This is a genomic window from Nostoc sp., assembly GCF_036917935.1.
In the GTDB taxonomy this organism is placed as follows: Bacteria; Cyanobacteriota; Cyanobacteriia; order Cyanobacteriales; family Nostocaceae; genus Nostoc.
This window is the reverse complement of sequence record NZ_JBALEL010000034.1, coordinates 1-26426: the sequence shown is the minus strand read 5'-3', so window position 1 is coordinate 26426 and position 26426 is coordinate 1. Positions and strand designations below refer to the sequence as shown.

Below are 26426 nucleotides of genomic sequence, written 5' to 3'. Positions count from 1 at the left end.
TCGCTTAAGCCAGGGTTATCCACCCCACTCTCCACCACATCCTGTGCAAGATAAACAATTTTATTTATTAACAGCAGCTTGTTACGAGCATCAGTGTCATATACACACTAGACTTCTTGCATAAATCAAAAAAAGAACCCCACCCCGCCTTTGACTTACGTCAAAGTCTCCCCTCCCGAAGAGCGGGGAGGGGTTGGGGGTGGGGTGTTAGGGGACTTTTGCAAGAGGTCTACTGAATCTCGTCGTCAGCAATTGCTAGATATGAGCCTTTATTAATATTTAATTTGAGGGTTAAAACCCTAACTACGAGCTTATTTTGCCTCAATATACTTCTGCCACATCTGCTTGTAAGCCTTCTCCATTTCACGGGTAAACTGTTTGCCATTCCATAGTGGTGCTGTTTGCCGGGATGCTTTCAGCTTCAAAGCGACCTGCTGGCGTAAAGCCTCATCCTTTCCTAAGCGCACACCCCATTCTATATACTCTTCATCAGTCCAGGCAATACCTTCTGTGATACCCGCATTCATCATCATGGTGTAGCTATTACGCGCTGCAAACTGTTCACCGACTCGCGTCACCAAGGGTATACCCATCCACAATGTTTCTAAGGTTGTTGTCGCTCCGTTGTAGGGAAATGTATCTAATACAATATCAGCAATGCCTAAATTAGCACGATGAACTGACTCTAAATAAACCATTGGTAAAAATCTTAACCGAGAACAATCTACACCTTCTTCTTCGGCAATTTGATAAAAGAAGCGTTTAATTGTTTCCTCCTCAGCAAGTCCCTTAATCAAAAAGTAGCTGTTAGGTACTTGTTTGATAATTTGCATTTGCCACCTTGTTGTTTCTGGATGGCGTTTATATCCTCTTTGGGCGCTTAGATATACAATGGCATCCATAGGAATATCCAAGTCATCGCGGCGAAGAGTTGGGACACCAACTTCAAAACCATCTACTGCTATGTAAGTTTGGGGTAATCGCCAGATTTTCTCTGTATAGTAATCTTGTGCATCATTTGGCAGTACATAAGGATCTGCGATAAAGTAATCAATTGCAGGTATGCCTGATGCATCCCATCCCAGCCAAGTAACTTGAATTGGGGCTGGCTTGAGTGCCATCACTTCACTAGTAATATCTAGAGTGATGCTATCAAGATCAATTAAAATATCAATTTCATCTTGATATATCTGGTCAGCAATTTCTAGACCATTCATGCCTAATTGACGAGCTTTTCCTGCCTGACTTAGATACCATTCTTGGATATAGTCATTTACTAATGTGTAGTTAACAAAATAAGTATGAATATCAAATTTATCTCGGTCATGATGTTGAAATAACCAGCGAGCTAGCCAACCAACAGAATGATTCCTTAAAGCGTAAGATATATAACCAATTTTTAATTTCTTGGTAGGGGAAGATAAATCTCGATTATTGATAATTTTGTGACAATAATTTTTTCCTTCTGATTGGGCAAAAGCTTTAATATAAAAGTTAAAAATTTCAGCTACCTGATTATGAATAGCTCTAAAATCAGCAGGAGCGTCTTTAATGTGAGGTATTGCAAAAGATGGGGTCAGTAACCGTAATATTCTTCCTTCTTCCAAAGGAATTCGTTCTGCTTTAATAAACTGTTGAAACACAGTTTCTAATTCTTGACAAGTTGTACATATCTCTTGCCAATATCCCCCTGCTGTCATTAGACCCCTTAACAGCAAATGGAGGGCAAAAATTTTATCAGCCAAACCTTCTGATAAGGAATAACACAATCTAGCTGTCTCTATTCCTTGAGAATAATTACGAGCGTCTTGGTAAAAAATCGCTAAGTGCCGCAAAATTTCTACATTATCTGGCTCCAATTGTAAATGCAATTGTAGCAGAGACGCTGCTAGTAAAGGCTGCCGCAAAGTATGACCAATTTTGATCGCGGCAGGAAGCAGTATAGAGAAGCATTGATGAGTATCAGAGAAATAAGGAAGACTAGCTTTTATTAAATCTAGATTAATTGGATGTAAGGGAACAGTATTTAATAATTCTTTTAAAACTTGGATTAATAATTCGGTATTAATTTCTATATTTTCTTTTGCATTTAAGCTTTCAATTAATCTCCACTCATTCAAATTATCAATTTCTTCAAACTTTTCCAATTTGATAGAAAGTATAAGGATTTGAAGTAAATTATTTATATAACTAGGATTAATTTCCCGTAGATGCTGGCGAATTAACCAAGCTAGAGAATATTCCGCCAGTATTTCGCGTCTTTCCGCTTCTACTTGCAAAAATTTAAATAGTTCATTTATCCAAATTGGTAACTGTTCTTCATCTGCCTCTGTTATTGGTAGCATCCAAGTCATTTGAGCTTCTGCTTCTTGCCCTTGTAATAGCAATAGTAACCCTAAATGCCAATAATAAGAGATGGTATTTGGTTCTATTACTATTGCTTGTTCATATAACTGTGCTGCTTGCGAATATTTTTCTTGAATGAAGTATTGTTCAGCTTGATTTTGCCAATTACATATATCAGTAATCATTGTAATTCTCTGAGAAAATTCTATGAGGAATATATTTGTGAACGACTTACATAACGGAAATAAAGTGGATAGAAGCATCTACCCACTTTGGAAAATATCTGATTGAGAGACAATTTATATACTGTTTGTCCTTGGTTGGTTACTTAGCCAAAGAGACGTAGCTGCTGCTACAAGTAGGTGATCCAGCGGTGTAAGTAATCGCAGCGCCAGCTGCACTTGCATTTACACCACCGTTAACCATAGCGTCTTTAGATTCACACAAAACAGCTACGGTAGTAGCTTCACTGGTAGCTTGTTGGGTTGTCACCTCTACAGCACCAATATAGGCTTTGAGAGGCGCTTTGCCAGCAGCACTTGTTACTATTGCTTGGTTGTTTACTGTACTAGCGTCTGCAGCAACAGCTACATATTGGTAATTTATGGTTTGTGTTGCAATACCAAGACCTAAAGTACCAATTGTAGTTGAAAATGTACTATTTTCTAGGTAATAAGCTTGTTGGGCGCGGTTCATGGAACCTACGTAGGTTTTAGCTTCTGACTGTTTGGCTTTGTTTGCTTGGTTCAAGAAAGAAGGTAGAGCGATCGCAGATAAAATACCGATGATGATAATTACTACTAGTAATTCAATAAGTGTAAAACCCTCATCTCCCTTCTTCTTGGCGAGGATGTGTTGGAGAAACTTGGCTTTTAGTTCGGTTTTCATAAGTGTTTTCCTGGGGGTAGGAAGTGTTTGGGTGTTATAGATGTAACTTACCCACTCCCATTTGCTTTCATATCACCCCGCCAAAAAATTTTTGACTATATTTATAGCCTTGGCGAATGGAATTCGCGGCTACACAAAACTTAGTCCACCTCCGTGGACTAATACAAAATCAAGGGTTCTTAACCCACGTTCGCGTAGCGTTCCGCAAGGAAAGGTGGGTAAAGCCTCGTGTAGACAAGCCAGCGCTGTGCGGGGGTTCCCCCCGTTGAGGCGACTGGCGTGCGGTTTCTAACCGCCCTCTTAACGTTAAGTTGACTATATATAGATAGATTTTCAACTTCGATTGTGGAAGTCCCTTATTCAAACTCAGGTGGCCACAACTCTAATATTGCCAGTTCCCAACCTGGTAGCAAGTCTGGTAGTGTGAGGGTGTCGCCATTCTGCATCACGACTGGAGCTTGGTTTATTCGATAAACTGTTACTGTCAATTTGTCAGGGTCAATCAATATACCGACTGTAGACCCAAGTTGCAAGAATAGCTGAATCTTCTCTTCAAGCGGTTTGATTCTATCGCTTTTAGATTTAATCTCAACCATTAGGTCTGGAACTAACTCTACAAAGTCGCGCTTGGTCTTCTTCAATCGATCGGCCTTAACAAAAGACACGTCAGGGGCACGTAAGTTTCTTTTTTCCGAGTCGTCCTCTTCTATTCTAGGTAATATGAAGCCTGCGCTAGAGCCAGTCACTCGCCCTAGCTTGCGCGACATTACCCAAATATTCAAGAAGGTACTCAACCGAGTGCCAATTTCCTCTGACTCGTAATCTGATGGCCCAATAACTATGATTTTCCCCTCTACCAACTCCATCTGCCATTCTGGATGATCGGTTTGTAGCTGCTCTAAATCTGTAATGGTGAAAGACATAATATTACAGAAAATACTTCTATATATATCATAAGTAGCGGCAATTCATGAATTGCCGCTACCCTAAGAAAGCTAAAATGTATTGTATTCAAAGAAAAACGACTGCATAGTTTGCCATTAAGTAGGTAGGTGAGAAAATTTATAACTATGTCATTGCGAACGTAACGAAGTGGAGTGAAGCAATCGCAAGGTTTTCACCGCTTTTACTTTTCGTTACATAGTTAGGTTTATTTGTTCCTACCTACTTAGTAGCATCAATGAAAACATATGTAATTTTTTATGAACTTATCAAAGAACTACCACAGATATTTTTTGAACTTATTGACAAACCTGATACTAATCCCAATATCTACACATTTATTGCACCGGAAATAAAACAACAATCATTTCGTTTAGACGGGTTGTTTTCTACTGTCAAGGGATTTGAAAATGAACCTTTATACTTTGTGGAATTGCAAACCTACAAAGATGAATAATTTTACGAACGGCTTTTTGGGGAAATTTTTGTTTACTTCCGTCAATATAAACCCGCAAACTCAGACTGGTACGCAGTTGTTATTTACGATCGCCGCATTCATGAAACCCCAGCTCACCCGCGCTATCAGGTCTTAGTAGAACAACATCTCCGCTGCATTTATCTCAATGAACTTTCCACTATGGCTGAAAATTCATTGGGGGTAGGAATTGGCAAACTATTTATAGAAGTACCTACAAAAGCTACTTCTTTAGCCCAACAGCTAATCAATCAGGCAAGAGAAAACTTAGCCGATGAAAATCTTCAAAAGAAAGTGCTAGCATTTATCCAAGCCATTGTATTTTATAAGTTTCCTAATCTTGCTTTAGAGGACATTGAAGCCATGCTTGATTTAGATGAATTCATAAATACTCGATTGTATAAGAGCATCTTGGAAAAGTCAAGATTGAAATTAGTCGCAAAATGTGTTGAGAAAGGTATGAGTATTCAAGAAATAGCAGAATTTTTAGAACTAGATGTTGAAACTATCAGGAAGTATCTGCAAGAACAGTCTTAGAGGATGTTTTAAAAGTGGTTGGCTGTGATTTTAGGCACTTCTAGATCCCCCCTAACCCCCCTTTTTTAAGGGGGGAACCGGAGTCAAAGTCCCCCTTCTTTAAGGGGGATTTCAAAGTATTTGCTACCAAGAAGAGGATTTGTTAAATATCCTGTTAAGCGATTAAGAGGATATTTAACAAGTGTTGAGCGCATAGTACCGTAGGCATTTTGCGTAGGCGTAGCCCGTCGCAGACATCGCTCAACATCTGATGTAGCCAATCACAGTTTATTATGCTATATTAAGCGTAGTCGTTATGAGTTTATATATGGTCATGACTAACCCCACAGTAGAAAACTTAGTAATTATCGGTTCTGGGCCAGCAGGGTATACAGCCGCCATCTATGCCGGACGCGCTAACCTGAAACCCGTTGTATTTGAAGGTTTCCAAGCTGGGGGATTACCTGGTGGGCAATTAATGACAACGACGGAAGTTGAGAATTTTCCAGGGTTTCCCCAAGGGATTACTGGGCCGGAACTGATGGATCAGATGAAGGCTCAGGCGGAGCGCTGGGGGGCTGAACTATATACTGAAGATGTGATCTCAGTTGACTTGAGTCAGCGTCCCTTTACAGTGCGATCGCAAGAAAGGGAAATTAAAACCAATAGCATTGTCATTGCTACTGGTGCAACAGCAAAGCGTTTGGGTTTACCCAGCGAACATGAATTTTGGAGTCGGGGTATTTCCGCTTGTGCGATTTGCGATGGTGCGACGCCGATTTTTCACGGCGCAGAATTGGCTGTAATTGGTGCTGGCGACTCGGCGGCGGAAGAGTCAATTTACCTCACAAAGTATGGTTCCAAGGTAAATATGTTGGTACGCACCGATAAGATGCGGGCTTCTAAAGCGATGCAAGACAGGGTTTTGAGTAACCCAAAAATCCAGGTGCATTGGAACACAGAAGCCGTGGATATCTTCGGTAATGGTCACATGGAAGGGGTGAAAGTCCGCAATACTAAAACTGGTGAAGAGAGCCAACTGCACGCTAAGGGTTTATTCTACGCCGTTGGTCACAGTCCCAATACATCTCTATTTAAAGGACAATTAGAACTGGATGAGATAGGTTACGTTGTCACCAAACACGGTACTGTGGAAACCAGTGTAGAGGGCGTTTTTGCTGCTGGCGACGTCCAAGATCATGAGTTTCGGCAAGCAATTACGGCTGCGGGTACTGGTTGTATGGCGGCGATGTTAGCAGAACGTTGGTTGTCATTTAGTGGCTTGATTCAAGAATTCCATCAACAGGCAGAAACAGCAGATAATGAATTACAACATCAGCCAGCCAAAAAGACTGAAGCTGAGGAAGAAGCTGGATTTAATTTGGATGGGACGCGCCATGAGGGAGGTTACGCTTTACGGAAATTATTCCATGAAAGCGATCGCTTACTCCTTGTTAAATACGTCTCTCCTGGCTGTGGCCCTTGTCATACCCTGAAGCCAATTTTAAATAAAGTGGTGGATGAATTTGACAGCAAAGTTCACTTTGTGGAAATTGATATCGACAAAGACCGAGATATTGCTGAAAATGCTGGTGTGACAGGAACGCCAACGGTTCAATTGTTCAAAAACAAGGAACTGGTGAAGGAAGTCAAAGGCGTGAAGCAAAAGAGCGAATACCGCCAGTTGATTGAAAGTAATTTGTAAGAGAATGGGGAGTGGGGAGTGGGGAATGGGGGAAATAGTAAAAATTACCAATGTCCCAATACTCACTTCCTACTTCCTACATCGCAAACTAACCTGTTAAATAAAGATACAGAAATAATCGTTGTATTTACCAAAGTTTGCGCCTGATTAAAATCAGAATCACCCGGAATCAAAAAATCTGCCTCTGCTGTCATAGCACAAGCTAAAAACTTTACGCAATCCCCTATCTGAATATGTAAAATAGTCAGCGTATCTTGCTTGATCCAGGCGATCGCTTTATGGCCATTACAAAACGGCGACTACCGACTTTTTTACAGTTTGGCAAAAGTCTCAATCTTTCCCAAAAACTCATGCTCATCGGGTTAGCCATTACCCTATTTTTCATCTTCCTGGCATTCTTCGCTCCCGTATTCCAGGCTTGGGGATGGCTGCAAAACCCGAAAGATTTTCTCTCTAATCCAATTCACGAGCCACCCTCGGCTAAACATTGGTTTGGTACTAGTCGCCTGGGTTATGATGTGTTCTCCCGGACATTGTTCGGCGCTCAAGCTGCTTTGCAGGTGGTGATTTTGGCAACAGCGCTGAGTATGATTATCGGTGTGCCTTTGGGGATGCTGAGTGGTTATCTCGGCGGGAAATTGGATAAGGTGTTGCTGTTTATTATGGATAGCATCTACACTCTACCGGGGCTGCTGCTGTCTGTGACACTGGCGTTTGTGGTGGGGCGTGGGATATTGAATGCAGCGATCGCTATTAGCATTGCCTACATCCCCCAATATTATCGCGTTGTTCGCAACCACACCGTGAGCGTGAAAACTGAAGTGTTCATCGAAGCTGCTCAAGCAATGGGCGCTTCCACTTGGGTTGTACTTTCTCGTTATCTGTTTTTCAACGTCATTCAAAGCGTACCAGTTCTATTCACACTCAACGCCGCTGATGCGATTTTGGTGTTGGGCGGTTTGGGTTTTTTGGGGCTAGGACTTCCCGAAGAAGTGGCAGAATGGGGACATGATTTAAAGCAAGCCTTAGAAGCTTTACCGACTGGCATTTGGTGGACTACGCTTTTCCCTGGTTTAATGATGACATTTATGGTGGTAGGGTTATCACTACTTGGTGAGGGGTTAAATGAATTTGTCAATCCCCGATTACGGAGAGAAAATAGAATCCGACAGTAATCATTGGTCATTAGTTTTGGACAAATGACCAATGACAAATAACAATACAGAGATTTGTATGAAAGATAATCTAACGTTAATTGCTGCCGCTACTGGCGGGTTTATCCTTTCCGTTGCTCTTGCTGGTATCTTACGAGGTACGCCAATTACAGCTTGGCAGGAGCAATCGAGTTTTCGTACCACAACTGTTGCTAATTTACAGAGAGCGGAGTTGAAAGCCTCGCGTCTTAATATCGGTGATGAAAAAATCGTGGCGAATTGAGGAGTGAAATTTAAACGCACAGGGGAGGCAGCGCGTTGCGGGGGTTCCCCCGTTGTAGCGACTGCCGTCGCGCGAAGGTAAGCGCAGAGGATACGCAAAGGTTTGCTATGGCTTGGTGTGAGGATTTTAAAGTGGTGAGTTCTCAAGTAATTGGCATTGATGTCGGGGGAACAGCGATTAAGCTGGGGCGTTTTACACCTGATGGTACTTGTCTGCAATCTTTGACTGTAGCGGCTCCCCAACCCACAACACCAACGGCGGTACTGGCGGTGATAATAGATGCGATCGCCCAAATTGATCCAGAGAATCAAGCTGTTGCGATTGGTGTTGGTACTCCTGGCCCAGCTGATGCAGCAGGACGCATTGCCAAAATCGCCATTAACTTACCTGGATGGCGCGATATACCTTTAGCAGACTGGTTAGAAGCTAAAACTGGCAAACCGACTGCGATCGCTAATGATGCTAATTGCGCTCTTTTAGGAGAAGCTTGGCTGGGAGCCGGTCGCCACTTTCAAAATCTGATTCTGCTAACTTTAGGGACTGGGGTTGGTGGTGCAATTATCCTCGATGGCAAACTATTTGTTGGACATCAAGGAGCCGCCGGGGAATTGGGTTTAATTTCATTAAATCCTGATGGCCCAATTTGTAATAGTGGCAATCATGGCTCTTTGGAACAATATGCCTGTGCTACTGCAATTCGCCGCCGCACTCTCAAGGAACCCGCCGAATTGGGTTTTCTTGCCCAACAAGGAGATCCCGCAGCATTGACTTTTTGGCAAGAATATGGTAATAATTTGGGAATTGGCTTGACGAGTTTGATTTATGTACTCACACCGCAAGCGATCGTCATTGGTGGGGGTATCAGTGGTAGCTTTGAGTTTTTCTTACCAGGTGTGAAGGCAGAAATTGAGAAGCGAGTGCAGCCTTTATCACGGGTGGGTTTACAAATATTGCCAGCGGAGTTAGGCAATTTTGCTGGGATAGTAGGTGCAGCAAAGTTGGCATGGCAAAACTATTCGGGATTTTAAATTATGGTTCAAACAATCCCAGCTAGAGATATCAGTCTTTACGAATTAGAAGAAAAATTTGGTTTGCAACTTGCTACAGACACCAACTTCTTTCCAGAATGTACAGAAGATTTACCAACTCTGACTGATAGTGAACAGGAAGCGATGTCTACGACGGGCTACGCCTACGCGCGAGTCAAAAGTAACTATTTAAACTTGAATAAGCACCGTCTGATGTCAGAAGAAGCGGTAAAGATGGTAGTGCTGTCTCCTTTACTCGATTTAGCTGGGTTTTATCAACCTCCTTTTGAGATTGAAACCGAGACTCCTGTGCAGATTTCTGCTGAAGATGAGACTGTTATCGTTAAAGGAAACATTGATGTTCTTGTTATCCAAAAACGTTTTTGGGTGCTTGTCATCGAATCTAAAAGTAGTAAATTTGATGTGATGACAGCCTTACCTCAAGCACTTGCTTATATGCTTGATTGTCCAAATCCTGCAAAAGCAACTTTTGGTTTAGTAATCAACGGTAGGGAATTTGTTTTTATCAAATTGATTCAACAAGAACATCCTTGGTATGCACGATCTTATGCGCTATCAATTGAACGTGATTCCGAACTACACCAAGTACTCAGTATCTTGAAGCGCCTTGGAGAATTAATTGGGCTTTTACCCCCTGAATGACCAAATTGTTTTTTTGGGACAATGCAGTAAGTAAATTTATGCCATCAGGCTTATGGACTACCTATACTTGCAACTCAAATCCAGGTAATATATCTTCTCCAGAAAGAATCGCCGGCATTTGAATAACTTCTACAGCTTTCAAAAGTCGGTAAATTTCCACCTGGTTATCTTGAGGATTAATTAGCCAACCTAAACGCAAACCATTTTCTATGTATTCCTGCATTTTCCCTTGGATAGGTGCAAGCCGATCTGTTTCGGAACGCAGTTCAATTGCAAAATCGGGTACAAGTGGCGGAAATTTTTTTCGTTCTTCTAGTGTTAAAGCTTCCCACCGTTCCAACTTTACCCAAGCCGCATCAGGGGAGCGTTTTGCACCATTTGGAAGTATAAAGATAGTTGAAGAACTAAAAACTTTGCCTAATTTAACTTGACGATTCCAGATTTCTAAATCGGTGATTAGTCCAGCTTCTTGATTTCCGCTTTCTCCTCCTACTGGTGGCACAATTATTAATTCTCCGGCTGCATTCATTTCCAGGCTTAAATCGCTATTGGCAATACACAATTGATAAAATTGCTCATCGGTTAAATGAGCAATCGGTTCTAGATTCAGCACAACAGTATTCATTGAATCTTTCCTCGTGTCTGACGTTAACAATTAATATTAAGACAAAGAATATCCTGTTGCTTTCTTAATGTATGTCACAACTTTTTGATATGATTCAGGATTACTCACAGGGTTGATGATGATGGGAATAGTGCCATCTGGCAACCAAAAAGTTATTCTGCCGTTCGGTTCATGACAAAAGGAACTGATGCAGTTGAGATTAATTACATATTCATTTTTTTCGTAAATTATTTTCACCCAGTGGGCATGATCTAATTCTAATCGTGTCACACATTCTAAATAATCGAGAATCTTTTGATAATCTTCCAAGTTACTTTGGGGGTTAATCACTATAGGAATGGCACTATCGGGTAGCCAAAAAGTAACCCTGCCATTTAGCTCATAACAAAAAGCATGGACACGTTCAAAATTCAATACATATTCTCTCCTCTCGTAAAGGATTTTCACCCAGTACGCCACAACATCTCCTCAAGTCCGAAATTTACGAATGATGCACCCTGTATGTCCAAATCTACTGAAGCCTTAAGTTAATGTTGTAATTAATTTTGTTAGCGCAGCGTAAAGCCTTCTCTTCGAGAGGCTTCGCCAACGGCATGGCTTCTCTACGAGACGCTACCGCGAACGCTTAGAGCGAGTCCTCGATCGTCATTTTGAATTGTTATGACACCTCCAATGGTGTTGGTGTGCTAGATGTCGAAAGAGAAAGAGCGATCGCTGCTTGAATGAACCCTTTAAATAATGGATGAGGGGTACTGGGGCGTGATTGGAATTCTGGATGAAATTGGCAAGCAAGAAAGAATGGGTGCTTGGGTAATTCCACAATTTCAACTAAGCGTCCATCGGGAGAAGTACCACTGATCACATAGCCAGACTTTAACAACAAATCGCGGTAAGCATTGTTGAATTCATAGCGATGTCGATGTCGTTCATAAATTACATCTTCTTGATAGAGCTTAAAAGCTAGAGTATCAGGGAGAACACGACAAGGATATAATCCTAAGCGCATTGTACCCCCTAAATCCACTACTTCCTGCTGTTCTGGCAATAAATTAATTACCGGATAAACTGTATGAGCGTCAAATTCGGCACTGTTGGCACCTGTTAATCCCCCTACATGCCTGGCCCATTCAATCACAGAACATTGCATTCCCAGGCATAAACCCAAAAAGGGAATTTGGCGATCGCGGGCGTATTTAATGGCAGCAATTTTGCCATCCACTCCCCGAACCCCGAAACCTCCTGGCACAACTATGCCATCGACACCCTGAAGATAATTTTCAGCTGGTTCACTTTCCAAATCTTCTGAGTTTATCCAACGCAGACGCAGTTTGCCATAAGTGGAGATTGCCGCATGGTTCAGCGCTTCCACTACAGATAGATAGGCATCACTTAACTGCACATATTTCCCAACAATGGCAATTTCTACCTCGTGCTTGGGACTATGCAACCGTTGTACCAGGGTTTGCCACTGCGTCAAATCTGGTTTACGTTGTTCCATTTGCAGCAAGTTCAGCACTTGTTCTGCCATTCCTTCCCGTTCCAGATTCAGCGGTACTTCATAGATACTTTTGGCATCTTGGGAAGTAATGACGCATTCTTCCGGTACATCGCAAGATCCCGACAATTTTTGTTTTAATCCCTTGGGTAAGGGGCGATCGCTCCGACAAACTAAAATATCTGGTTGAATACCAATGGATCTCAGTTCTTTAACTGAATGCTGAGTTGGCTTAGTTTTCATCTCACCCGCAGAGGCAATCCACGGCACCAGCGTTACGTGCATATACAGCACATTCTGCCGTCCCACCTCTTTACGGAACTGGCGAATTGCTTCCAAAAATGGCAGTGATTCAATATCTCCCACCGTCCCGCCGATTTCTGTAATTACTACAGAAGGGTTTGTACTTTTAGCAACTCGCAGAATCCGCTCTTTAATTTCATTGGTAATATGAGGAATTACCTGTACAGTACCGCCATTGTAGTCTCCGCGCCGCTCTTTATTGATGACTGCCTGGTAAATCGAGCCAGTAGTCACACAATTTAAGCGCGACATCGAGGTATCAGTAAAGCGTTCGTAATGCCCCAAATCCAAATCTGTCTCTGCACCATCCTGGGTAACGAATACTTCCCCATGCTGAAAGGGACTCATCGTGCCAGGATCGATATTGATATAAGGGTCGAGTTTGAGAATCGACACCGAATATTCGCGCGACTTGAGCAAACGCCCTAGACTTGCTGCTACAATGCCCTTACCAATACTGGAAACAACGCCTCCAGTAACAAAGATAAACTTAGTCATAGTAGTTTGAATTTCTAACAACTTCTAAAAATACATCCCGTCATTGTGCCACAGTTGTTGTGGTGTCATCTTCTGTGATTTGCTGTGAAAAACCTCTTAGGATTAGTAATATTAGGCTGTATTCTCACCTCCTCGGTAGCATTGGCAGAGCCATCTCTTATAGTCGTTTTTCCCCAGACAAACTACCAGACAAGTGCCCAAAAAATCTTCTTTCTGGGCACTGCACCACCAGATGGTCAGGTTTTGATCAATAGTAAGCCAATTACCCGCAGCAAAGCTGGTCATTTTTCCCCTAGTTTCCCCTTGCAGTTGGGAGAGAATCTTTTTACTGTGCGTCGCCAGAATCAAGAACTTAAGATTAAGGTGATCAGGCTTAACACTAGCCCTGAACTACCACAGGGGGTAGCCTTTGCAAAAGATTCTCTGACTCCCGCAGTTGACATTGCCAGATTACCCGGAGAAGTAATTTGTTTTAGTGCAATCGCACCCCCCAACGCTGATGTCTCTGTAACCCTGGCTAATCAAACTATCGCCCTTTTACCCCAACCTCAACAGGCACAACTACCAAGTAATTTGGCAGCTTTAACAGGGCAAAATCAGCCTCATGCCCAGTCTAGCCTAGGCAATTATCAAGGTTGCACTACAGTGACAACAGCCGCCGATCTGGGAAAACCTCAATTTCAACTGACGCTCAATGGCAAGACGATAACTCAACCAGGATCTGGTAAGATTGAAATCCTCTCAAGAGCGCAGTTGCCAGTTTCTGAGGTTACAGTAGAGTCAGGCGTTGCTCGTACTGGCCCTAGCACCGATTATTCTCGACTCACACCACTGCCCAAAGGCACACGCGCAACGGTTACAGGTAGGGAAGGTGAATGGTTGCGCCTAGATTATGGCGCTTGGATTAATAGTAAAGAAACCCACATTCTACCTGGTGCAGTTCCGCCACAGACAATAATTCGCAGTGTCGGATACCGTCAACTCCCTGGTGCGACAGAGATAGTTTTCCCCTTGCAAGTTCCCGTACCCGTGAGCGTACAACAAAGTCAGCAAGCTCTCGCTCTCACTCTCTACAATACCACTGCCCAAACAGACATAATTCGCCTGGATGATAACCCCCTAATTTATCGCCTAGACTGGCAACAGGAAGCTCCAGGACAAGTAAAATACACCTTTAACCTCAAAAAAGCTCAACAGTGGGGATACAAGCTGAGATACGACGGTACAACCCTGGTTTTAGCTTTGCGTCATCCGCCTAAAATCGGGAACACAAGACGCAAGCCTTTAGCTAATTTCAAGATTGTACTAGATCCAGGGCATGGCGGTAAAGAATCTGGTGCCAGTGGCCCAACTGGATATTTAGAAAAAGATGTCAATTTGGTAGTTTCCAAGTTGTTGCGCGACGAGTTGGTGAAGCGAGGAGCAACGGTGGTGATGACGCGGGAGGACGATCGAGAGGTTTCGCTAGTAGAACGTCAGGCAATTATCAGTCAAGAAGAACCTGCGATCGCTATTTCTATACACCACAATTCTCTACCCGATGATGGCGATGCCGAGAAAATCAAGGGATTCGCCGCCTTTTGGTATCAACCCCAAGCCCACAACCTGGCAATATTTTTACAGAACTATGTAGTCAAAAAACTCGGCAAACCTTCTTATGGTGTGTTTTGGGATAACTTGGCGCTGACACGTCCGACAGCTGCACCATCAGTGTTACTGGAATTGGGTTTTATGAGCAATCCTGATGAATTTGAGCAGGTAGTGAACCCAGAAGAACAGAAGAAAATGGCAAAAGCGATCGCTCAGGGAATTACTGAGTGGTTTAGGAGCGTTCGATAAATTTGGAGGTAGAAGTAGTGTTGTGCCCTCATTGTATTTGGTGGAGTGCGATGTCTGAGGACAAGGCTAGCGCCAACGCTATTTTTTAGCTAGTCCCTGCTCAATGTTGCGATCGGTCTTTGTTCAAGGTGTTTGACTTTAAGTTTATAAAACTTAACTGTTTTACTACTGTTGATTTTTACATTTTTGTTTTTACCTATAAGATTTTTTAATGCCTAAAAACCCTTTTGTTAGTTTTCTTCTTTTTTGAGAGAAAAATCGTGTTTTAATTTTTTGAACTATCTTTTATATATTTTTTTACGTTTTTTGCTTACTTTGTTATTTACATAGTGTTTTAAAACTGGTTATATAATACTTCTCGTTCTAATTTTAGAGTTTTTTGCACCTTTTTATAAAAACTTACTTAACTAATATACTTTTTTTATAAAAGAGGCAATTTTTAACGTTTAAAAGTCAATTTTATTTTAAATAGGCAATTTTTATTTATAAATTTACACTAAATAAAAGTGTTATTTTTTTTAATTTAGAGATACCTTGGACATTTTTTAGACCATTTTACCCCTATTTTTTTTTCAAAAATGATTAAATATCCTCATAAAAAACGTCTTGGAGAATTGACAAGCTATTTACTAAAATTGGAATGAAATGTTATTTAGGAATAGCAACATGAAAATTACGTCAAAACCTTCCTTTAAGGAGTTGATTTTGGGTATCATAGTAGTCATTTCACTTTCAGGTTTACTAGGCTTATCCTTTGTAGATGAACATAGTAAGCTAGTTTTTTTTAATATAGCTACTTTCATAATTGGTGCTGTAGTAGGGTTTTTTATCCCTGGTCAAAAATAACCCCGATGAAAAATATCATAGGGGTTGAATTTTAGTTTAGCTTTAAGGTTCCCTTACTTGTTACTAGCAGGTAAGGGTTTATTTCTCTCTATGTTACTACTTATGAGTAGAATAGTCACTTTTAATGCACAATAGCAATTTACCTGACTTGACCAGGATTAAAAATGGCAAATATAAATTGATTTACCATTAATTAGCTGATTGGTTACAGAGCCGCTCATGTCAGGTTTTGGTAAAAAGCTTGCAATTACGGCTTCCTTAGCTTGACTAACCGGAAATTTGTGTACAATTTGCCAAGTTTTATCTTCTCTGAAAATCTGAAAGTCTTTTTCTTCTAGAAGATTATTATCAAGTAGATTTTTTTCTTTTAGCGCTTTTAAGGCAGACTCATCTAAATAAGCTTCCTCTTCTGATCTAAGAAAAGAATCTAGAACACGTGCTTTACCAGTTGCACTATAATTGATTTGCATAATCTTAACAAAAAAATTTTTATTAACAGGCTCTAATTGTAACATTCTCGTAATTTAGGTGAGGTAGGGTTTGCCGAACTATTTAATCAAATACTTTTTAAACTTAACAATGTCTTTAGACTTTTCTGGTCAAAATCTCCAAAGGTGCTTCTTTAAAGATCAAAATCTTGCAGGTGCAAACTTTAGCTATGCGGATATCCAAGGTGCAAATTTTACTAATGCTATGCTCACAGGTGCTAACTTGTGTAGTGCTAACTTGTGTGGTGCTAACTTGTGTGGTGCTGACCTGACTGATGCTGACCTGACTGATGCTGACCTAATTGATGTTTATCTCCGCAATGCCAAAATTAACGAGTCAACAAAAATTGATAGTAAATGGCGTCTAGCCTGGGAGATTGTCAATCAAGGATCTGAAGGTCAAAACTTGAGTGGTGCTGACTTGAGTGGTGTTAATTTGTATCGTGTCAATCTGTGTCGTGCCGACTTGAGCAATGCTAATCTGGTTGGTACTGATCTATATAATGCCGACTTGAGTAGTGCAAACTTGAGTGATGCAAACTTGAGTGGCGCTAATCTAATTGATGCCGACCTATATAATGCAAACTTGAGTGGTGCTAACTTAAGTGATGCTGACCTGAGTAATACCAACTTGAGAAATGTAGATTTGATTGACGCTAATCTGATTGATGCTAATTTGAGTGGTGCTGATTTGAGTTATGCTGACTTGAGAAATGCATACTTGATTGATGCTAATCTGATTGATGCCAACCTGCATGGTGCTAAAATTAACGAGTCAACAAAAATTGATCGTAAATGGTTGATGTCTAGTTCGGGAGATTGTCAGTCAGGGATCTAAAGAAAAATCTCTTACAATTGTTGATGCAAAGGAATACCCGAAGCACACCCCACACCCTTACATCTATGGAAGGCGCAATAACTAATTGCAGGTCATTACACCTGTGTTATTGATACAGGGTTTGAAGGATTAGCTTATTTTCTTATGCTTCCCGTTTTGGCATCAAATGCGATCGCTCTCTAACCTCTGTAGCTTCTACTCTACAATGAAGCGAACAATCTAGCAGCTTAAACTCACGGATATCACAGAATATTAAACACTAAAAAAGGATGCTAACAACATCCCTTTTTTTCGACAAAGCCAACAGTATTAATAAACTCAAAAATGCTTATCTAAACCAGCTTGTTTCAATACTCCATTTGCAGTATGACGTGATTTTATTTTACTATCAACTACAAAGTTATTATCTGTAATTGGGCTATACCAAATTTCATGATCTCCTTTCCCTTGCCTTTTAAAATAACATCCGGCTTCTGTTAAAAGCTTTTTAACTTCAGGAGTAAAGGAAACACTCATTAGCCAGCCACTTTGATTGATTCATGACGATGGGTTGTTAAGTATAAATCAATGTAATCTTTGTTGCCAGATTCAACTCTATTTAATTCAATAAGTTCTGGAATCATCGCTTTGAGTTTTGCTGTTAACACCTCAATCGTAGAAGCTTCTGTAACCAACCCAGGTAGATTATCACTGCTAGCTACCCACACATCAACCTCAGAATCCCAAAAAGCGCTTACTTTGACAATAAAAGTATTCATAATTCGCTTTTTTAGCTATCGCACGTATGTAAACAATTTTAATTCATAACTTTGAAAATTTTGCAAATAACTTACAAAATCAGATACAATCTTGACTTGTTATCAGGTGCGTTGGCGTAGCCCGTCGTAGACATCGCTGATTTGCCTACTAATGAAAAGCTAGTTGAAGTCTGTAATAAGCTTTTGCCTGTAATTACTAAGTTTTTCGGCTTGCCATAACTCCTTGCTTTGTCTTGATTTCAGTGCTTTTACCCTGCCAGAACCGCTTTGATTGCGGGTAGAAATATATGAAATATTATATTTTGAAAGCGTATGTATTTTAAAATAGGCGGCATAGTGGGAGCGATCGCTTTTCTATTGAGTAATGGCAGTGCAATCGCCCAAGATGCACAAAGATATATCACTGTAGGGCATGATAAATTAGGAAACAGTGTAGCCCTGGATACAAAAACTATTAAGGGCACCACATACAAGCTTTACGGAATGTATGGTGATGGCATCTTTGAAACTACCTTCGATGCTTCGTGCAAAGAATCGCGGCTTTTTCTCAATCGCATTGCCATTTATGGAGCGGAGGGACAGCTACTTCAAGAGGATCAAAAAAAAGGAGAAATACCTTTTATAGCTAATTCTTCACCAGGCAAAGGAATGCAAATTGTTTGTCAAAAGATTGGTGCAGATGGTTGGTAGGTTAAGTAGGGAGTGGGGAGCAAGAATTTTAGATTTTAGATTTTGGATTAAAGAATTGAAATTTAATCCAAAAGACGCGACGCTCGAATACTCGCTAACGCTGCGCTATCGCGGACTCGCTAACGCTACGCTATCGTCAATCCAAAATCCAAAATTGAATTGCCCAATGCCCAATGCCCAATATACAGGTAGAAAATACTAAGGACAAAACAACGTGTCACGCGTGTCTCGTCCTGTAATGGGATTAGTTCCTTTGGCAAGTTTGCACAATTTTTTTTGCTCATCGGAACGCAGCAGCACATCGGTAAAATCTGCCCCGTCAATGACTGCACCATCAAATCTGGCGTTAGCAGCAAAGGCACCCTCCAACAGTGCATTTGTCAAATTTGCTCTGACTAAACGAGCTGAGTCTAAAGTGGCATTTCTCAAGTCAGAACCCTCTAAATTCGCAGACTCCAAATTTGCTGCAAAGAAACTGACACCGTTCAAATTAGCTCGGCTGAAGTTACTCTGGCGAAGATTAGCTTTAGTAAAGCTAGAGTCTGTTAAATCACGTCCTGAAAAATCAGCTTCGACCAAAATTTCTTTATTATATTCGAGTGCCAAAGCTGTGGGAGCAAAACCGACTGTTGCGGTGATGCTAACTATTACCCAGAGGAATAGGCTGAGTATATTTGCCCAAATGTGATGGTTTGTTTTACGCTTGATCAATTCTAACTCAGTACTGGATGAGTCGAGTGTAGAACCCGTTGTGCGTTGGCGTAGCCCGCCGCAGGCATCGCTTAACCTAGAATTCACAGAATTCATGATATTTTTAGTCAATGGCTAACTTTCCTCCATCTCATTATCCAGATATTGGTTCATTAGGAGAAGACCTAGTAGCCCAATGGTTGCAATCTACAGGTTGGGTAATTCTCCATCGTCGCTTTTCTAGCCGCTGGGGGGAAATCGATATTATTGCTCAACATGATGGACGAACTGGAGAAAAACTCCTAACTCAGCACTCATTATTGGCATTTGTTGAAGTCAAAACCCGCAGTTCAGGTAGTTGGGATGCCGGGGGAAGAAGCGCAATCACCCCACAAAAGCAGGCAAAAATCTGGCGGACAGCTGGAATATTCTTAGCCCAGTACCCTGAGAAGGCAGATTATTCTTGTAGATTTGACGTTGCTATTGTCTACTGTCAAAGGACATCAAAAAATCTGACTGAGGTTACAGCAAACCAGGAAGCTGTAGCTACTTCATCAGTACCCGGATACAAGTTTAAGCTGCAAGAATACATTCTGGCAGCTTTCGACTCTTCAATTGATAATGGATAAAATATCTTCATTATCAATGACCAATAATTTTGTAGTGGCGTTACAAGCAAATAATGTCACGCCAAAGTTTCTGGGCAGTAGCCTAAGCCCCGGACAAACTGTTGCCGGAACGCTTCAATTTCGTCTCTCTCTGGGCTACCATGAGAAACGATCGCTACTTGATAACGACGCATCACATCCACAGGGCACTGTCCCGCTTCCAAACTCCAAAGTGCCATTTGCACCCTCATTGGCGGTTCGTAGCTAATTCCTAATTCATTTAGAAAAGCCCGAAAGTCGCCATCGTCTTGGGGCGAGACTTGACCTTTGAGTTTGATCCTAACCACCCAGCCATCAATTTGATGAATTACGGTGACGAACGAAACGGGTGTCTGGGGTCTAGCGTGGAGGTGTTGAACGACCCTCAGGGTTAGACTGGCATTTGCCAGATAGTACAAGTATTCCATGTTTGTTGGTGCTTGGGATCAAAGCCAATCCTACATATCTATATTCGTCAATTAGTGCCCCTTCCCGGTAGGGTAAAAGCCCCCGTTTTTAGATGGGGAGGTTTACCCAATTTTTATGTTAAGTTTTCCGTGTTACTTAATAGTAACAATCTTATAGCCTAGAGACAAAACTGAGCGAAGATGCCTTAAAGTTCCTTTAGAAGGGAAAGCTCAAACCAGCTTTTTTAAGAGAGTATAAATACTAAATAAAGCAAAAACTAGTACAAGCCAATTTGAAAGATACTTCTAGCCCACAAGAAAAAGATTTGGAATTAGATTGCTCGGTAGCTGGCTATGACTACAAACTACCTCCAGAACTCATTGCCCAAAACCCAGTAGTTCCTAGAGATAGTTCGCGGTTACTGGTAATTAATTCTCCGACTACAGGCACCAAAACAGCACCTTTGCACCACATTTTCCATGATTTGCCGACACTGCTGCGCTCTGGTGATTTGTTGGTTATGAACAATACAAGAGTCATCCCAGCCCGACTTTATGGTTATAAATCCACTGGTGCGAAAATCCAGGTGTTGCTGTTGGAAGAACGGCAGCATAATTGTTGGCTAGCTTTAGTTAAGCCGGGAAAAAGCTTCAAACAGGGAGCGAAGATTATTTTTGAAGCAAGGCAATTGGGGGTTGGGGATCAGAAAGATTTTTACCCAGTCCCCAGTCCCCAACTCACGGCTACGGTTTTAGAAACAGATGCAGCAACCGGGGGGCGTTTGTTGCAATTTGATGTCCCAGAGGGAAAGACTTTGGTGCAACTGTTAGAGGTATTTGGTGAAGTACCGTTACCACCGTATATCACTGCATCAGTTGCTGCTGATGAGCAGTATCAGACAGTTTATGCTAAACAGCCAGGAGCGATCGCAGCTCCGACGGCAGGATTACACTTTACAAGAGAATTATTACAACAGTTGCGCGATCGCCAAATCAATCAAGCTTTTGTGACGCTACATGTTGGTGTCGGCACATTTCGCCCTGTGGAAGTAGAGGATGTAACTAGCCATCAGATGCATGAAGAATGGATTGAAGTCCCCGCCGCGACAGTAGAGCAAATCCGCGCTACTAAAGCTGCTGGCGGTCGGATTATTGCTGTGGGAACAACGGCAGTAAGGGCTTTAGAAGGGGCGGCTAAATCTGGTAATTTACAACCATTTTGTGGAAAAACCGACTTGTTTATTTATCCCGGCTACCAATGGCGGGTGGTGGATGGTTTGATTACGAATTTTCACTTACCGCGTTCCAGCTTGCTGATGTTGGTAAGTGCGCTAATTGGCAGACAACGGTTATTGAATATATACAACGAAGCGATCGCTTTTAGATATCGCTTTTATTCATTCGGTGATGCCATATTAATTTTGCCATCAGCTGTGGGAGTGAAGAGTTAAGAGTTGAGAATTTGGAATTTTTTCTTTGGTGATGGGTACTCTGACTTATGAGGAGTTAAAAATAAGTACAGGTCTGCTATTCATGTCTGAAAAATCCCTATTTTCTCATTGGTTAAATTTATTTTGTCAGGTGACACTTGGTGGCTGTTCGGCATTTTTGCTCTTGGCTGCACCGACAATTACTCATTTCCCAGTTAGCAAGCTGCTGGCAGAAACTGCAATTTCTCAGGATCTTGAAGCAGCTAGCTTTTTCCAGCAGGGAGTCACGCGCTATAACCGCAAAGACATCCAAGGTGCAGAATATGCCTTTCGCCAAGCGTTGCAACATGACCCCAACCTTGGGGCAGCACGGAATTATCTGGGTAATATATTCATGGAGCAAAATCGCCTGGATATGGCTCTACAAGAATTTACAGAAGCAGTTAAAGTTAATCCCAATTTTAGCGAAGCTTATTACAACTTAGGGTTAGTGTTGCATCGACAAGGAGAAAAAGATGCCGCGATTACGGCTTATCGCCAGAGCCTAGTGATAGATTCCACAAGGGTAGCAGCGCTGTATAATCTGGGTTTGTTGCTATATGAACAAGGACAGTTAGAAGAAGCGATCGCCACATACCAAAAAGCAATTAGTCTCGATCGCAGCAATGCCAATGCTTATTTTAACTTAGCGATCGCCTTGCAACAACAAGGTCAAATCGAGCCGGCGATCGCTACTTATCGCCAAGGCTTGCAGCTAAATCCGAAAAACGCCACAGCCTACAACAATATGGCAAGTTTATTGGCAATGCATGGTCAAGCTTCTGAGGCTATTTCTGTTTATCGGCAAGCTATTCGCCTAAATCCGAAAAATGCCTCAGCTTACTATAACTTGGGAGTAACTTTATATAATCAGGGCGAACTCCAGAAAGCCAGTGGAGTCTTGAAACGCGCTCACAATGAATATCGTGAGCAAGGCAACATTCAACAAGCCGAGAAAATTGAGCAGCTAATGCAGCAAATTGCCCAGAAAAGTGGGCAACAGCAACCTCAAGCCAGTCAAACAGCTACTCCTTCTCAGAGTTCAGATTCTACAAGTAATGTAGTCCAAACACCTGAGCCACAGACGGCAAATCAACCAGAAATGCCCGCTAACCCTGTCTCAGTTGAACCACAGTCTACTTCAACGAGTCCCGGACAATAAACTCTCCCAGGTTTTAGTACGCAAAACCTGTGACTCTCCAACTTGGAGAGTCACAGACTTGAACTTTAGTTCAAGGCAGGGAAAGGTTTGCCGAACTCACGTTTATTTAATTAAAAATATACGTGGTAGCCTACCAGTATGTTTTTCTTGAATTCTACTTCGTCTCAATACTACTTTTTTCATGAGTGCAACACTTTACCAGCAAATTCAGCAGTTCTACGATGCTTCCTCTGGTCTGTGGGAACAGATTTGGGGGGAACACATGCACCACGGCTATTATGGTGCCGATGGCAGCCAGAAAAAAGACCGTCGGCAAGCTCAAATTGATTTAATCGAAGAACTGCTCAATTGGGCAGGGGTACAAGCAGCAGAAAATATCTTAGATGTGGGTTGTGGCATTGGTGGCAGTTCTTTATACCTCGCAGAAAAGTTTAATGCTAGGGCTACAGGGATTACTTTGAGTCCGGTGCAAGCTGCCAGAGCAACGGAACGCGCAACGGAAGCGAATTTGAGTCTGAGAACTCAGTTTCAGGTGGCCAATGCTCAAGAAATGCCCTTTGCTGACAATTCTTTTGATTTGGTTTGGTCGCTGGAAAGTGGTGAACACATGCCAGATAAAACTAAGTTTCTCCAGGAGTGCTATCGGGTGTTGAAACCTGGCGGCAAGCTAATTATGGTGACATGGTGTCATCGAGCGACTGATAAGTTACCACTGACGGCGGATGAGGAAAAGCACTTGCAGGATATTTATCGGGTGTATTGTTTGCCTTATGTGATTTCTTTGCCAGAGTATGAAGCGATCGCACATCAACTTCCATTAAACAATATTCGCACCGCCGATTGGTCAACCGCCGTCGCCCCCTTTTGGAATGTAGTCATTGATTCCGCGTTCACTCCCCAAGCGCTTTGGGGCTTACTCAATGCCGGTTGGACTACCATTCAAGGCGCGTTATCGCTGGGGTTGATGCGTCGCGGTTATGAGCGCGGGTTAGTTCGGTTTGGGTTATTGTGCGGGAATAAGTAGAAACGTTCTTGGCGAGAAGACCGCGCTGTTTCACCACAGCGCGATCGCACTACAATTTAAGAAATTCAATGACGGCTAATAAGTAGTTAGACAGAATTAATTACACAATGTCATTGCGAACGAAGTGAAGCAATCGCAAGGGCTGGGATTGCTTCACTTCGTTCGCAATGACTGTAAATATTTTTGTCCATCTACTTAACATGGTATCGATTCCGATTACCCTGGAACCCCATCTTGGAAGCATTTAATGAAGACAAATTCCAGCTAAAAGATCCCCCTTAGTCCCCCTTAAAAAGGGGGAAATAGAGCTATTCTTAGCCCCCCCTTAAAAAGGGGGAAATAGAGCTATTCTTAGCCCCCCTTTTTAAGGGGGAAATAGAGCTATTCTTAGCCCCCCTTTTTAAGGGGGGTTGGGGGGATCAAGTCTTATCCGAACCGTATTGGATTATCGCCTATTGTTCCTTAAAATTACAAATTACGAATTACGAATTATCTTGTCCGCAACAACTGCACAAAGGTATTACTCACCGTATTGTCTTTGGTATCTGCGGCGTATTGAATCAACTTCTCGCGCAGTTCTTTGGCTGCATCTAAAGGAAGCAAGGTTGCAAGCAAGAAATAAACCCCACGAAAACGCGGATCGCCCATTCTATCAACTAATAGTCCTTCGGCGGCATCACTTTCGCCCAGAAAGTTCTGCACCAAGAAGAAATCCATGATTTTATCGTGGCGGAAGTACCATTCTTTCTTGGCTTCGCTTTTTTCATCTTGCCACTGACGGCTGACTACCATCTTGTATTTATCGTCTTCCAAAGACATGACAATTTGGTGAAATTCATCCTTAGGTATAGCTCGTTTGTCTGCGAGTCGCATTTGATAGACGGCGGCGGAAAATCTTTTGAGCGGAAATTCTTGACTCCATTCTTGCTGATATTCTGCCGCCATCAGGTTGTATTGCTGTTCTTGCAAGCGAAACAAGTTAGGATATTTACCTTGTGATAGCATCAGCGCTACCACAGTTAGATCCATTGGATTGGAAAGAATTCGGCCGACAGCATCTAACTCTTCTTGGGCTTGCTGCTCTTTGAGGACTTCTGTTAAATAATTGGTGCAAGCTTTTTCGTAATCAGCACCTTGAACTTGGGCATCTTTGGGGAGTCGCGGCTGACGGGACATCAAAAACTTTTGAATTTGTTGTTGCTCAAGCGGCTGCAAGTAATAAGTTTTTGCTGTTGAGGGCGGTGTCCACTCTAGGGGCTGGGTAGTCATAATAATATTGCCCCGGAAATAGCTTTCGACAAACTGGCAGATTTTGGCGCGTGTTTCGGCGGTGACTTCGTTGAGTCCGTCGATGCAGATATCTATCGCACCACTATAAATTAGGTTTTTCAGGAAGCCGGCATCTTGGGCTTGGCCGTGTAGCTTGTCTTGAATTGCCTCAATTACGCCTTTATGACATTTCTGGGCGGGGAGATAAACGACTATGCGCTGGGAGCTTTTCAACAGATGACGGAGAAACATCGACTTGCCTAAGCCGGAATCTCCTTCTAAGATAATTTGTCCTTGAATACTGGGTAAGGCTGCGGTAATTGGCTGGATGTCTCCTGAGGCGGGAACTTTGACTTGAGACTCTGGGAAGTATGATTGGTCATGAAAATTATCTAAGCCGGCATCGGCTAATAGGGAAGGTTTGAATGGTTCAAATAATTTGCGGCGGAAGGGTGGAAACCAGGTGAGGAGAAAGCCGACATAGCCCACGCCGAGAATGCGGCGTACCCAAGGGTTCCAGAAGAAGATGGCTTGGACTTGGGGAAATTTGGGGTAGGCAAAAATCAGGGCTAGCCAAAAGCCAATGTGAATGAGGATGGTGTTTCCGGCTTTGAAAAACCACTGCCAATATTCCACATTATTAATTACTGACTGTAGTGCATCGGACTGAGTGGAGTTAACTTTTTTGAGATTACTGTAATGAGTTTGCAGTAAGCCAATATCCCCGGCTTTCCAAATAATTTGTTTGTTGGCAGCGACTTCAGAAATTTGCTGTGCTAAATCTTTTCTTAATTGATCTAGTTCTTGGCTGAATTCCCAGGCTTGGCGAAAGATTAAGAGTGTTTTTATACCTTCAGTGTGTGTCAGCTTATCGGGAGTTGTTTTTGGTCTGCCTAGCCATCTGAGCAAGGTTTTGACTTCATCAGTGCCGCCACTCAAGAAATATGTCAAAAATCGCCACTGTTCAAATTCTGATTGACCTGCGTAATAAACGCTATCCAGAATTACCACAGCATTATTTAACTTGAGTTGTTCTATCTTGCCTAATGCCGATGCTGCACCGGAACGAACATCTTTGTCAACGGATTTATCCCTGAGGATGTCAGCGATGTCTTTGACGTAGGGTTTGGCAGCCTCCCCCAGATTTCCCAATGCCGATGCTGCACTAGAACGAACATCTGAGTCAACGGATTTATCCCTGAGGATGTCAGCGATGTCTTTGACGTAGGGTTTGGCAGCCTCCCCCAGATTTCCCAATGCCGATGCTGCACCTCTACGAACAATTGAGTCAACGGATTTATCCCTGAGGATGTCAGCGATGTCTTTGACGTAGGGTTTGGCAGCCTCCCCCAGATTTCCCAATGCCTCTGCTGCACCG

General features: G+C 42.2%; 24 protein-coding genes and 1 pseudogene. 13 read left to right on the top strand and 12 right to left on the bottom strand.

Features of this window, described 5'->3' with window-relative positions; all coding sequences use genetic code 11:
• Positions 1–311: 311 nt before the first annotated feature.
• The 3 genes from V7K62_RS14605 to V7K62_RS14595 all read right to left on the bottom strand — a co-directional run bounded on the left by V7K62_RS14605 (position 312) and on the right by V7K62_RS14595 (position 4157).
• On the bottom strand, positions 312–2531 hold the full coding sequence (locus V7K62_RS14605) for an O-linked N-acetylglucosamine transferase, SPINDLY family protein (protein ID WP_334865072.1): 2220 nt from the start codon (positions 2529–2531) through the stop codon (positions 312–314).
• A gap of 139 nt (positions 2532–2670) precedes the next feature.
• Positions 2671–3234, bottom strand: a complete 564-nt coding sequence (locus V7K62_RS14600) for a type IV pilin-like G/H family protein (RefSeq protein ID WP_334865070.1) — start codon at positions 3232–3234, stop codon at positions 2671–2673.
• Positions 3235–3590: 356 nt separating this feature from the next.
• Positions 3591–4157 carry a Uma2 family endonuclease gene (locus V7K62_RS14595; protein ID WP_334865068.1) on the bottom strand — a complete coding sequence of 189 codons (567 nt, stop codon included), beginning with the start codon at positions 4155–4157 and terminating at the stop codon, positions 3591–3593.
• Between the two features lie 257 nt (positions 4158–4414).
• Here V7K62_RS14595 and V7K62_RS14590 point away from each other — a divergent pair.
• From V7K62_RS14590 to V7K62_RS14565, 6 genes and pseudogenes are all read left to right on the top strand, one after another.
• Positions 4415–5188 (top strand): annotated as a pseudogene (locus tag V7K62_RS14590) (DUF2887 domain-containing protein).
• Between the two features lie 313 nt (positions 5189–5501).
• Entirely contained in the window at positions 5502–6872 is a 1371-nt protein-coding gene (gene trxB, locus V7K62_RS14585; protein WP_334865105.1) for a thioredoxin-disulfide reductase, read from the top strand.
• Between the two features lie 278 nt (positions 6873–7150).
• Positions 7151–8047, top strand: a complete 897-nt coding sequence (locus V7K62_RS14580; RefSeq protein ID WP_334865066.1) for an ABC transporter permease — start codon at positions 7151–7153, stop codon at positions 8045–8047.
• A 58-nt stretch (positions 8048–8105) separates the two neighbouring features.
• On the top strand, positions 8106–8309 hold the full coding sequence (locus tag V7K62_RS14575) for a hypothetical protein (protein WP_334865103.1): 204 nt from the start codon (positions 8106–8108) through the stop codon (positions 8307–8309).
• 107 nt (positions 8310–8416) lie between these two features.
• On the top strand, positions 8417–9337 hold the full coding sequence (locus V7K62_RS14570) for an ROK family protein (RefSeq protein WP_334865064.1): 921 nt from the start codon (positions 8417–8419) through the stop codon (positions 9335–9337).
• A gap of 3 nt (positions 9338–9340) precedes the next feature.
• Complete coding sequence (locus V7K62_RS14565; RefSeq protein WP_334865062.1) at positions 9341–10000, top strand: type I restriction endonuclease subunit R; 660 nt, start codon at positions 9341–9343, stop codon at positions 9998–10000.
• Between the two features lie 61 nt (positions 10001–10061).
• On the opposite strand, the gene V7K62_RS14560 is transcribed toward V7K62_RS14565, so the two are convergent.
• The 3 genes from V7K62_RS14560 to V7K62_RS14550 all read right to left on the bottom strand — a co-directional run bounded on the left by V7K62_RS14560 (position 10062) and on the right by V7K62_RS14550 (position 12921).
• Positions 10062–10625 carry a Uma2 family endonuclease gene (locus tag V7K62_RS14560; protein ID WP_334865060.1) on the bottom strand — a complete coding sequence of 188 codons (564 nt, stop codon included), beginning with the start codon at positions 10623–10625 and terminating at the stop codon, positions 10062–10064.
• A 36-nt stretch (positions 10626–10661) separates the two neighbouring features.
• Positions 10662–11084, bottom strand: coding sequence for a hypothetical protein (locus tag V7K62_RS14555; protein ID WP_334865058.1), 423 nt, complete (start codon positions 11082–11084; stop codon positions 10662–10664).
• 199 nt (positions 11085–11283) lie between these two features.
• The gene (locus tag V7K62_RS14550) at positions 11284–12921 is read right to left on the bottom strand and encodes a CTP synthase (protein ID WP_334865056.1); all 1638 of its coding nucleotides are present in this window, start codon (positions 12919–12921) and stop codon (positions 11284–11286) included.
• An 84-nt stretch (positions 12922–13005) separates the two neighbouring features.
• On the opposite strand from V7K62_RS14550, the gene V7K62_RS14545 reads away from it, so the two are divergent.
• Positions 13006–14760 (top strand): N-acetylmuramoyl-L-alanine amidase, encoded by a 1755-nt coding sequence (locus tag V7K62_RS14545; protein ID WP_334865055.1) that lies wholly within the window; start codon positions 13006–13008, stop codon positions 14758–14760.
• 1004 nt (positions 14761–15764) lie between these two features.
• On the opposite strand, the gene V7K62_RS14540 is transcribed toward V7K62_RS14545, so the two are convergent.
• Positions 15765–16121 (bottom strand): hypothetical protein, encoded by a 357-nt coding sequence (locus V7K62_RS14540; protein WP_334865053.1) that lies wholly within the window; start codon positions 16119–16121, stop codon positions 15765–15767.
• A gap of 64 nt (positions 16122–16185) precedes the next feature.
• Between V7K62_RS14540 and V7K62_RS14535 the strand changes: the two genes are divergently transcribed.
• Positions 16186–16932: a pentapeptide repeat-containing protein gene (locus V7K62_RS14535; RefSeq protein ID WP_334865051.1), complete on the top strand. Its 747-nt coding sequence runs from the start codon at positions 16186–16188 to the stop codon at positions 16930–16932.
• Positions 16933–17250: 318 nt separating this feature from the next.
• Here the strand turns inward: V7K62_RS14535 and V7K62_RS14530 are convergent, their stop codons facing one another.
• Together V7K62_RS14530 and V7K62_RS14525 are read right to left on the bottom strand one after the other, a co-directional pair.
• On the bottom strand, positions 17251–17448 hold the full coding sequence (locus tag V7K62_RS14530) for a type II toxin-antitoxin system HicA family toxin (protein WP_229456128.1): 198 nt from the start codon (positions 17446–17448) through the stop codon (positions 17251–17253).
• Complete coding sequence (locus tag V7K62_RS14525; RefSeq protein WP_334865049.1) at positions 17448–17690, bottom strand: DUF1902 domain-containing protein; 243 nt, start codon at positions 17688–17690, stop codon at positions 17448–17450. Before V7K62_RS14525 ends, V7K62_RS14530 begins: the two co-directional genes overlap by 1 nt.
• Before the next feature lie 312 nt (positions 17691–18002).
• Here V7K62_RS14525 and V7K62_RS14520 point away from each other — a divergent pair, with 312 nt between their 5' ends.
• On the top strand, positions 18003–18380 hold the full coding sequence (locus V7K62_RS14520) for a hypothetical protein (RefSeq protein ID WP_334865047.1): 378 nt from the start codon (positions 18003–18005) through the stop codon (positions 18378–18380).
• A gap of 198 nt (positions 18381–18578) precedes the next feature.
• Here V7K62_RS14520 and V7K62_RS14515 read toward each other — a convergent pair whose 3' ends face one another.
• Positions 18579–19178: a pentapeptide repeat-containing protein gene (locus V7K62_RS14515; protein WP_442937285.1), complete on the bottom strand. Its 600-nt coding sequence runs from the start codon at positions 19176–19178 to the stop codon at positions 18579–18581.
• Positions 19179–19201: 23 nt separating this feature from the next.
• Between V7K62_RS14515 and V7K62_RS14510 the strand changes: the two genes are divergently transcribed.
• On the top strand, positions 19202–19699 hold the full coding sequence (locus tag V7K62_RS14510) for a YraN family protein (RefSeq protein WP_334865045.1): 498 nt from the start codon (positions 19202–19204) through the stop codon (positions 19697–19699).
• Positions 19700–19755: 56 nt separating this feature from the next.
• Here V7K62_RS14510 and V7K62_RS14505 read toward each other — a convergent pair whose 3' ends face one another.
• Positions 19756–20145, bottom strand: a complete 390-nt coding sequence (locus V7K62_RS14505) for a hypothetical protein (RefSeq protein ID WP_334865043.1) — start codon at positions 20143–20145, stop codon at positions 19756–19758.
• A gap of 272 nt (positions 20146–20417) precedes the next feature.
• On the opposite strand from V7K62_RS14505, the gene queA reads away from it, so the two are divergent.
• From queA to V7K62_RS14490, 3 genes are all read left to right on the top strand, one after another.
• Complete coding sequence (gene queA, locus V7K62_RS14500; RefSeq protein ID WP_442937284.1) at positions 20418–21575, top strand: tRNA preQ1(34) S-adenosylmethionine ribosyltransferase-isomerase QueA; 1158 nt, start codon at positions 20418–20420, stop codon at positions 21573–21575.
• An 82-nt stretch (positions 21576–21657) separates the two neighbouring features.
• A complete protein-coding gene (locus tag V7K62_RS14495) occupies positions 21658–22755 on the top strand; it encodes a tetratricopeptide repeat protein (protein ID WP_334865041.1) in 1098 nt (365 codons plus the stop codon).
• Positions 22756–22936: 181 nt separating this feature from the next.
• Positions 22937–23779, top strand: coding sequence for a methyltransferase domain-containing protein (locus V7K62_RS14490; protein WP_334865039.1), 843 nt, complete (start codon positions 22937–22939; stop codon positions 23777–23779).
• Between the two features lie 489 nt (positions 23780–24268).
• Here the strand turns inward: V7K62_RS14490 and V7K62_RS14485 are convergent.
• Positions 24269–26426: PBS lyase (locus V7K62_RS14485; protein ID WP_334865037.1), on the bottom strand; the 2158-nt coding region annotated here is incomplete at its 5' end.

Excerpts from the sequence above, each read along its gene's own strand:
- V7K62_RS14605 (WP_334865072.1), bottom strand. The coding sequence starts at position 2,531 with ATGATTACTGATATATGTAATTGGCAAAATCAAGCTGAACAATACTTC.
- V7K62_RS14600 (WP_334865070.1), bottom strand. The coding sequence starts at position 3,234 with ATGAAAACCGAACTAAAAGCCAAGTTTCTCCAACACATCCTCGCCAAG.
- V7K62_RS14595 (WP_334865068.1), bottom strand. The coding sequence starts at position 4,157 with ATGTCTTTCACCATTACAGATTTAGAGCAGCTACAAACCGATCATCCA.
- trxB (WP_334865105.1), top strand. The coding sequence starts at position 5,502 with ATGACTAACCCCACAGTAGAAAACTTAGTAATTATCGGTTCTGGGCCA.
- V7K62_RS14580 (WP_334865066.1), top strand. The coding sequence starts at position 7,151 with ATGGCCATTACAAAACGGCGACTACCGACTTTTTTACAGTTTGGCAAA.
- V7K62_RS14575 (WP_334865103.1), top strand. The coding sequence starts at position 8,106 with ATGAAAGATAATCTAACGTTAATTGCTGCCGCTACTGGCGGGTTTATC.
- V7K62_RS14570 (WP_334865064.1), top strand. The coding sequence starts at position 8,417 with ATGGCTTGGTGTGAGGATTTTAAAGTGGTGAGTTCTCAAGTAATTGGC.
- V7K62_RS14565 (WP_334865062.1), top strand. The coding sequence starts at position 9,341 with ATGGTTCAAACAATCCCAGCTAGAGATATCAGTCTTTACGAATTAGAA.
- V7K62_RS14560 (WP_334865060.1), bottom strand. The coding sequence starts at position 10,625 with ATGAATACTGTTGTGCTGAATCTAGAACCGATTGCTCATTTAACCGAT.
- V7K62_RS14550 (WP_334865056.1), bottom strand. The coding sequence starts at position 12,921 with ATGACTAAGTTTATCTTTGTTACTGGAGGCGTTGTTTCCAGTATTGGT.
- V7K62_RS14540 (WP_334865053.1), bottom strand. The coding sequence starts at position 16,121 with ATGTTACAATTAGAGCCTGTTAATAAAAATTTTTTTGTTAAGATTATG.
- V7K62_RS14535 (WP_334865051.1), top strand. The coding sequence starts at position 16,186 with ATGTCTTTAGACTTTTCTGGTCAAAATCTCCAAAGGTGCTTCTTTAAA.
- V7K62_RS14530 (WP_229456128.1), bottom strand. The coding sequence starts at position 17,448 with ATGAGTGTTTCCTTTACTCCTGAAGTTAAAAAGCTTTTAACAGAAGCC.
- V7K62_RS14525 (WP_334865049.1), bottom strand. The coding sequence starts at position 17,690 with ATGAATACTTTTATTGTCAAAGTAAGCGCTTTTTGGGATTCTGAGGTT.
- V7K62_RS14520 (WP_334865047.1), top strand. The coding sequence starts at position 18,003 with ATGTATTTTAAAATAGGCGGCATAGTGGGAGCGATCGCTTTTCTATTG.
- V7K62_RS14510 (WP_334865045.1), top strand. The coding sequence starts at position 19,202 with ATGGCTAACTTTCCTCCATCTCATTATCCAGATATTGGTTCATTAGGA.
- V7K62_RS14505 (WP_334865043.1), bottom strand. The coding sequence starts at position 20,145 with ATGGAATACTTGTACTATCTGGCAAATGCCAGTCTAACCCTGAGGGTC.
- V7K62_RS14495 (WP_334865041.1), top strand. The coding sequence starts at position 21,658 with ATGTCTGAAAAATCCCTATTTTCTCATTGGTTAAATTTATTTTGTCAG.
- V7K62_RS14490 (WP_334865039.1), top strand. The coding sequence starts at position 22,937 with ATGAGTGCAACACTTTACCAGCAAATTCAGCAGTTCTACGATGCTTCC.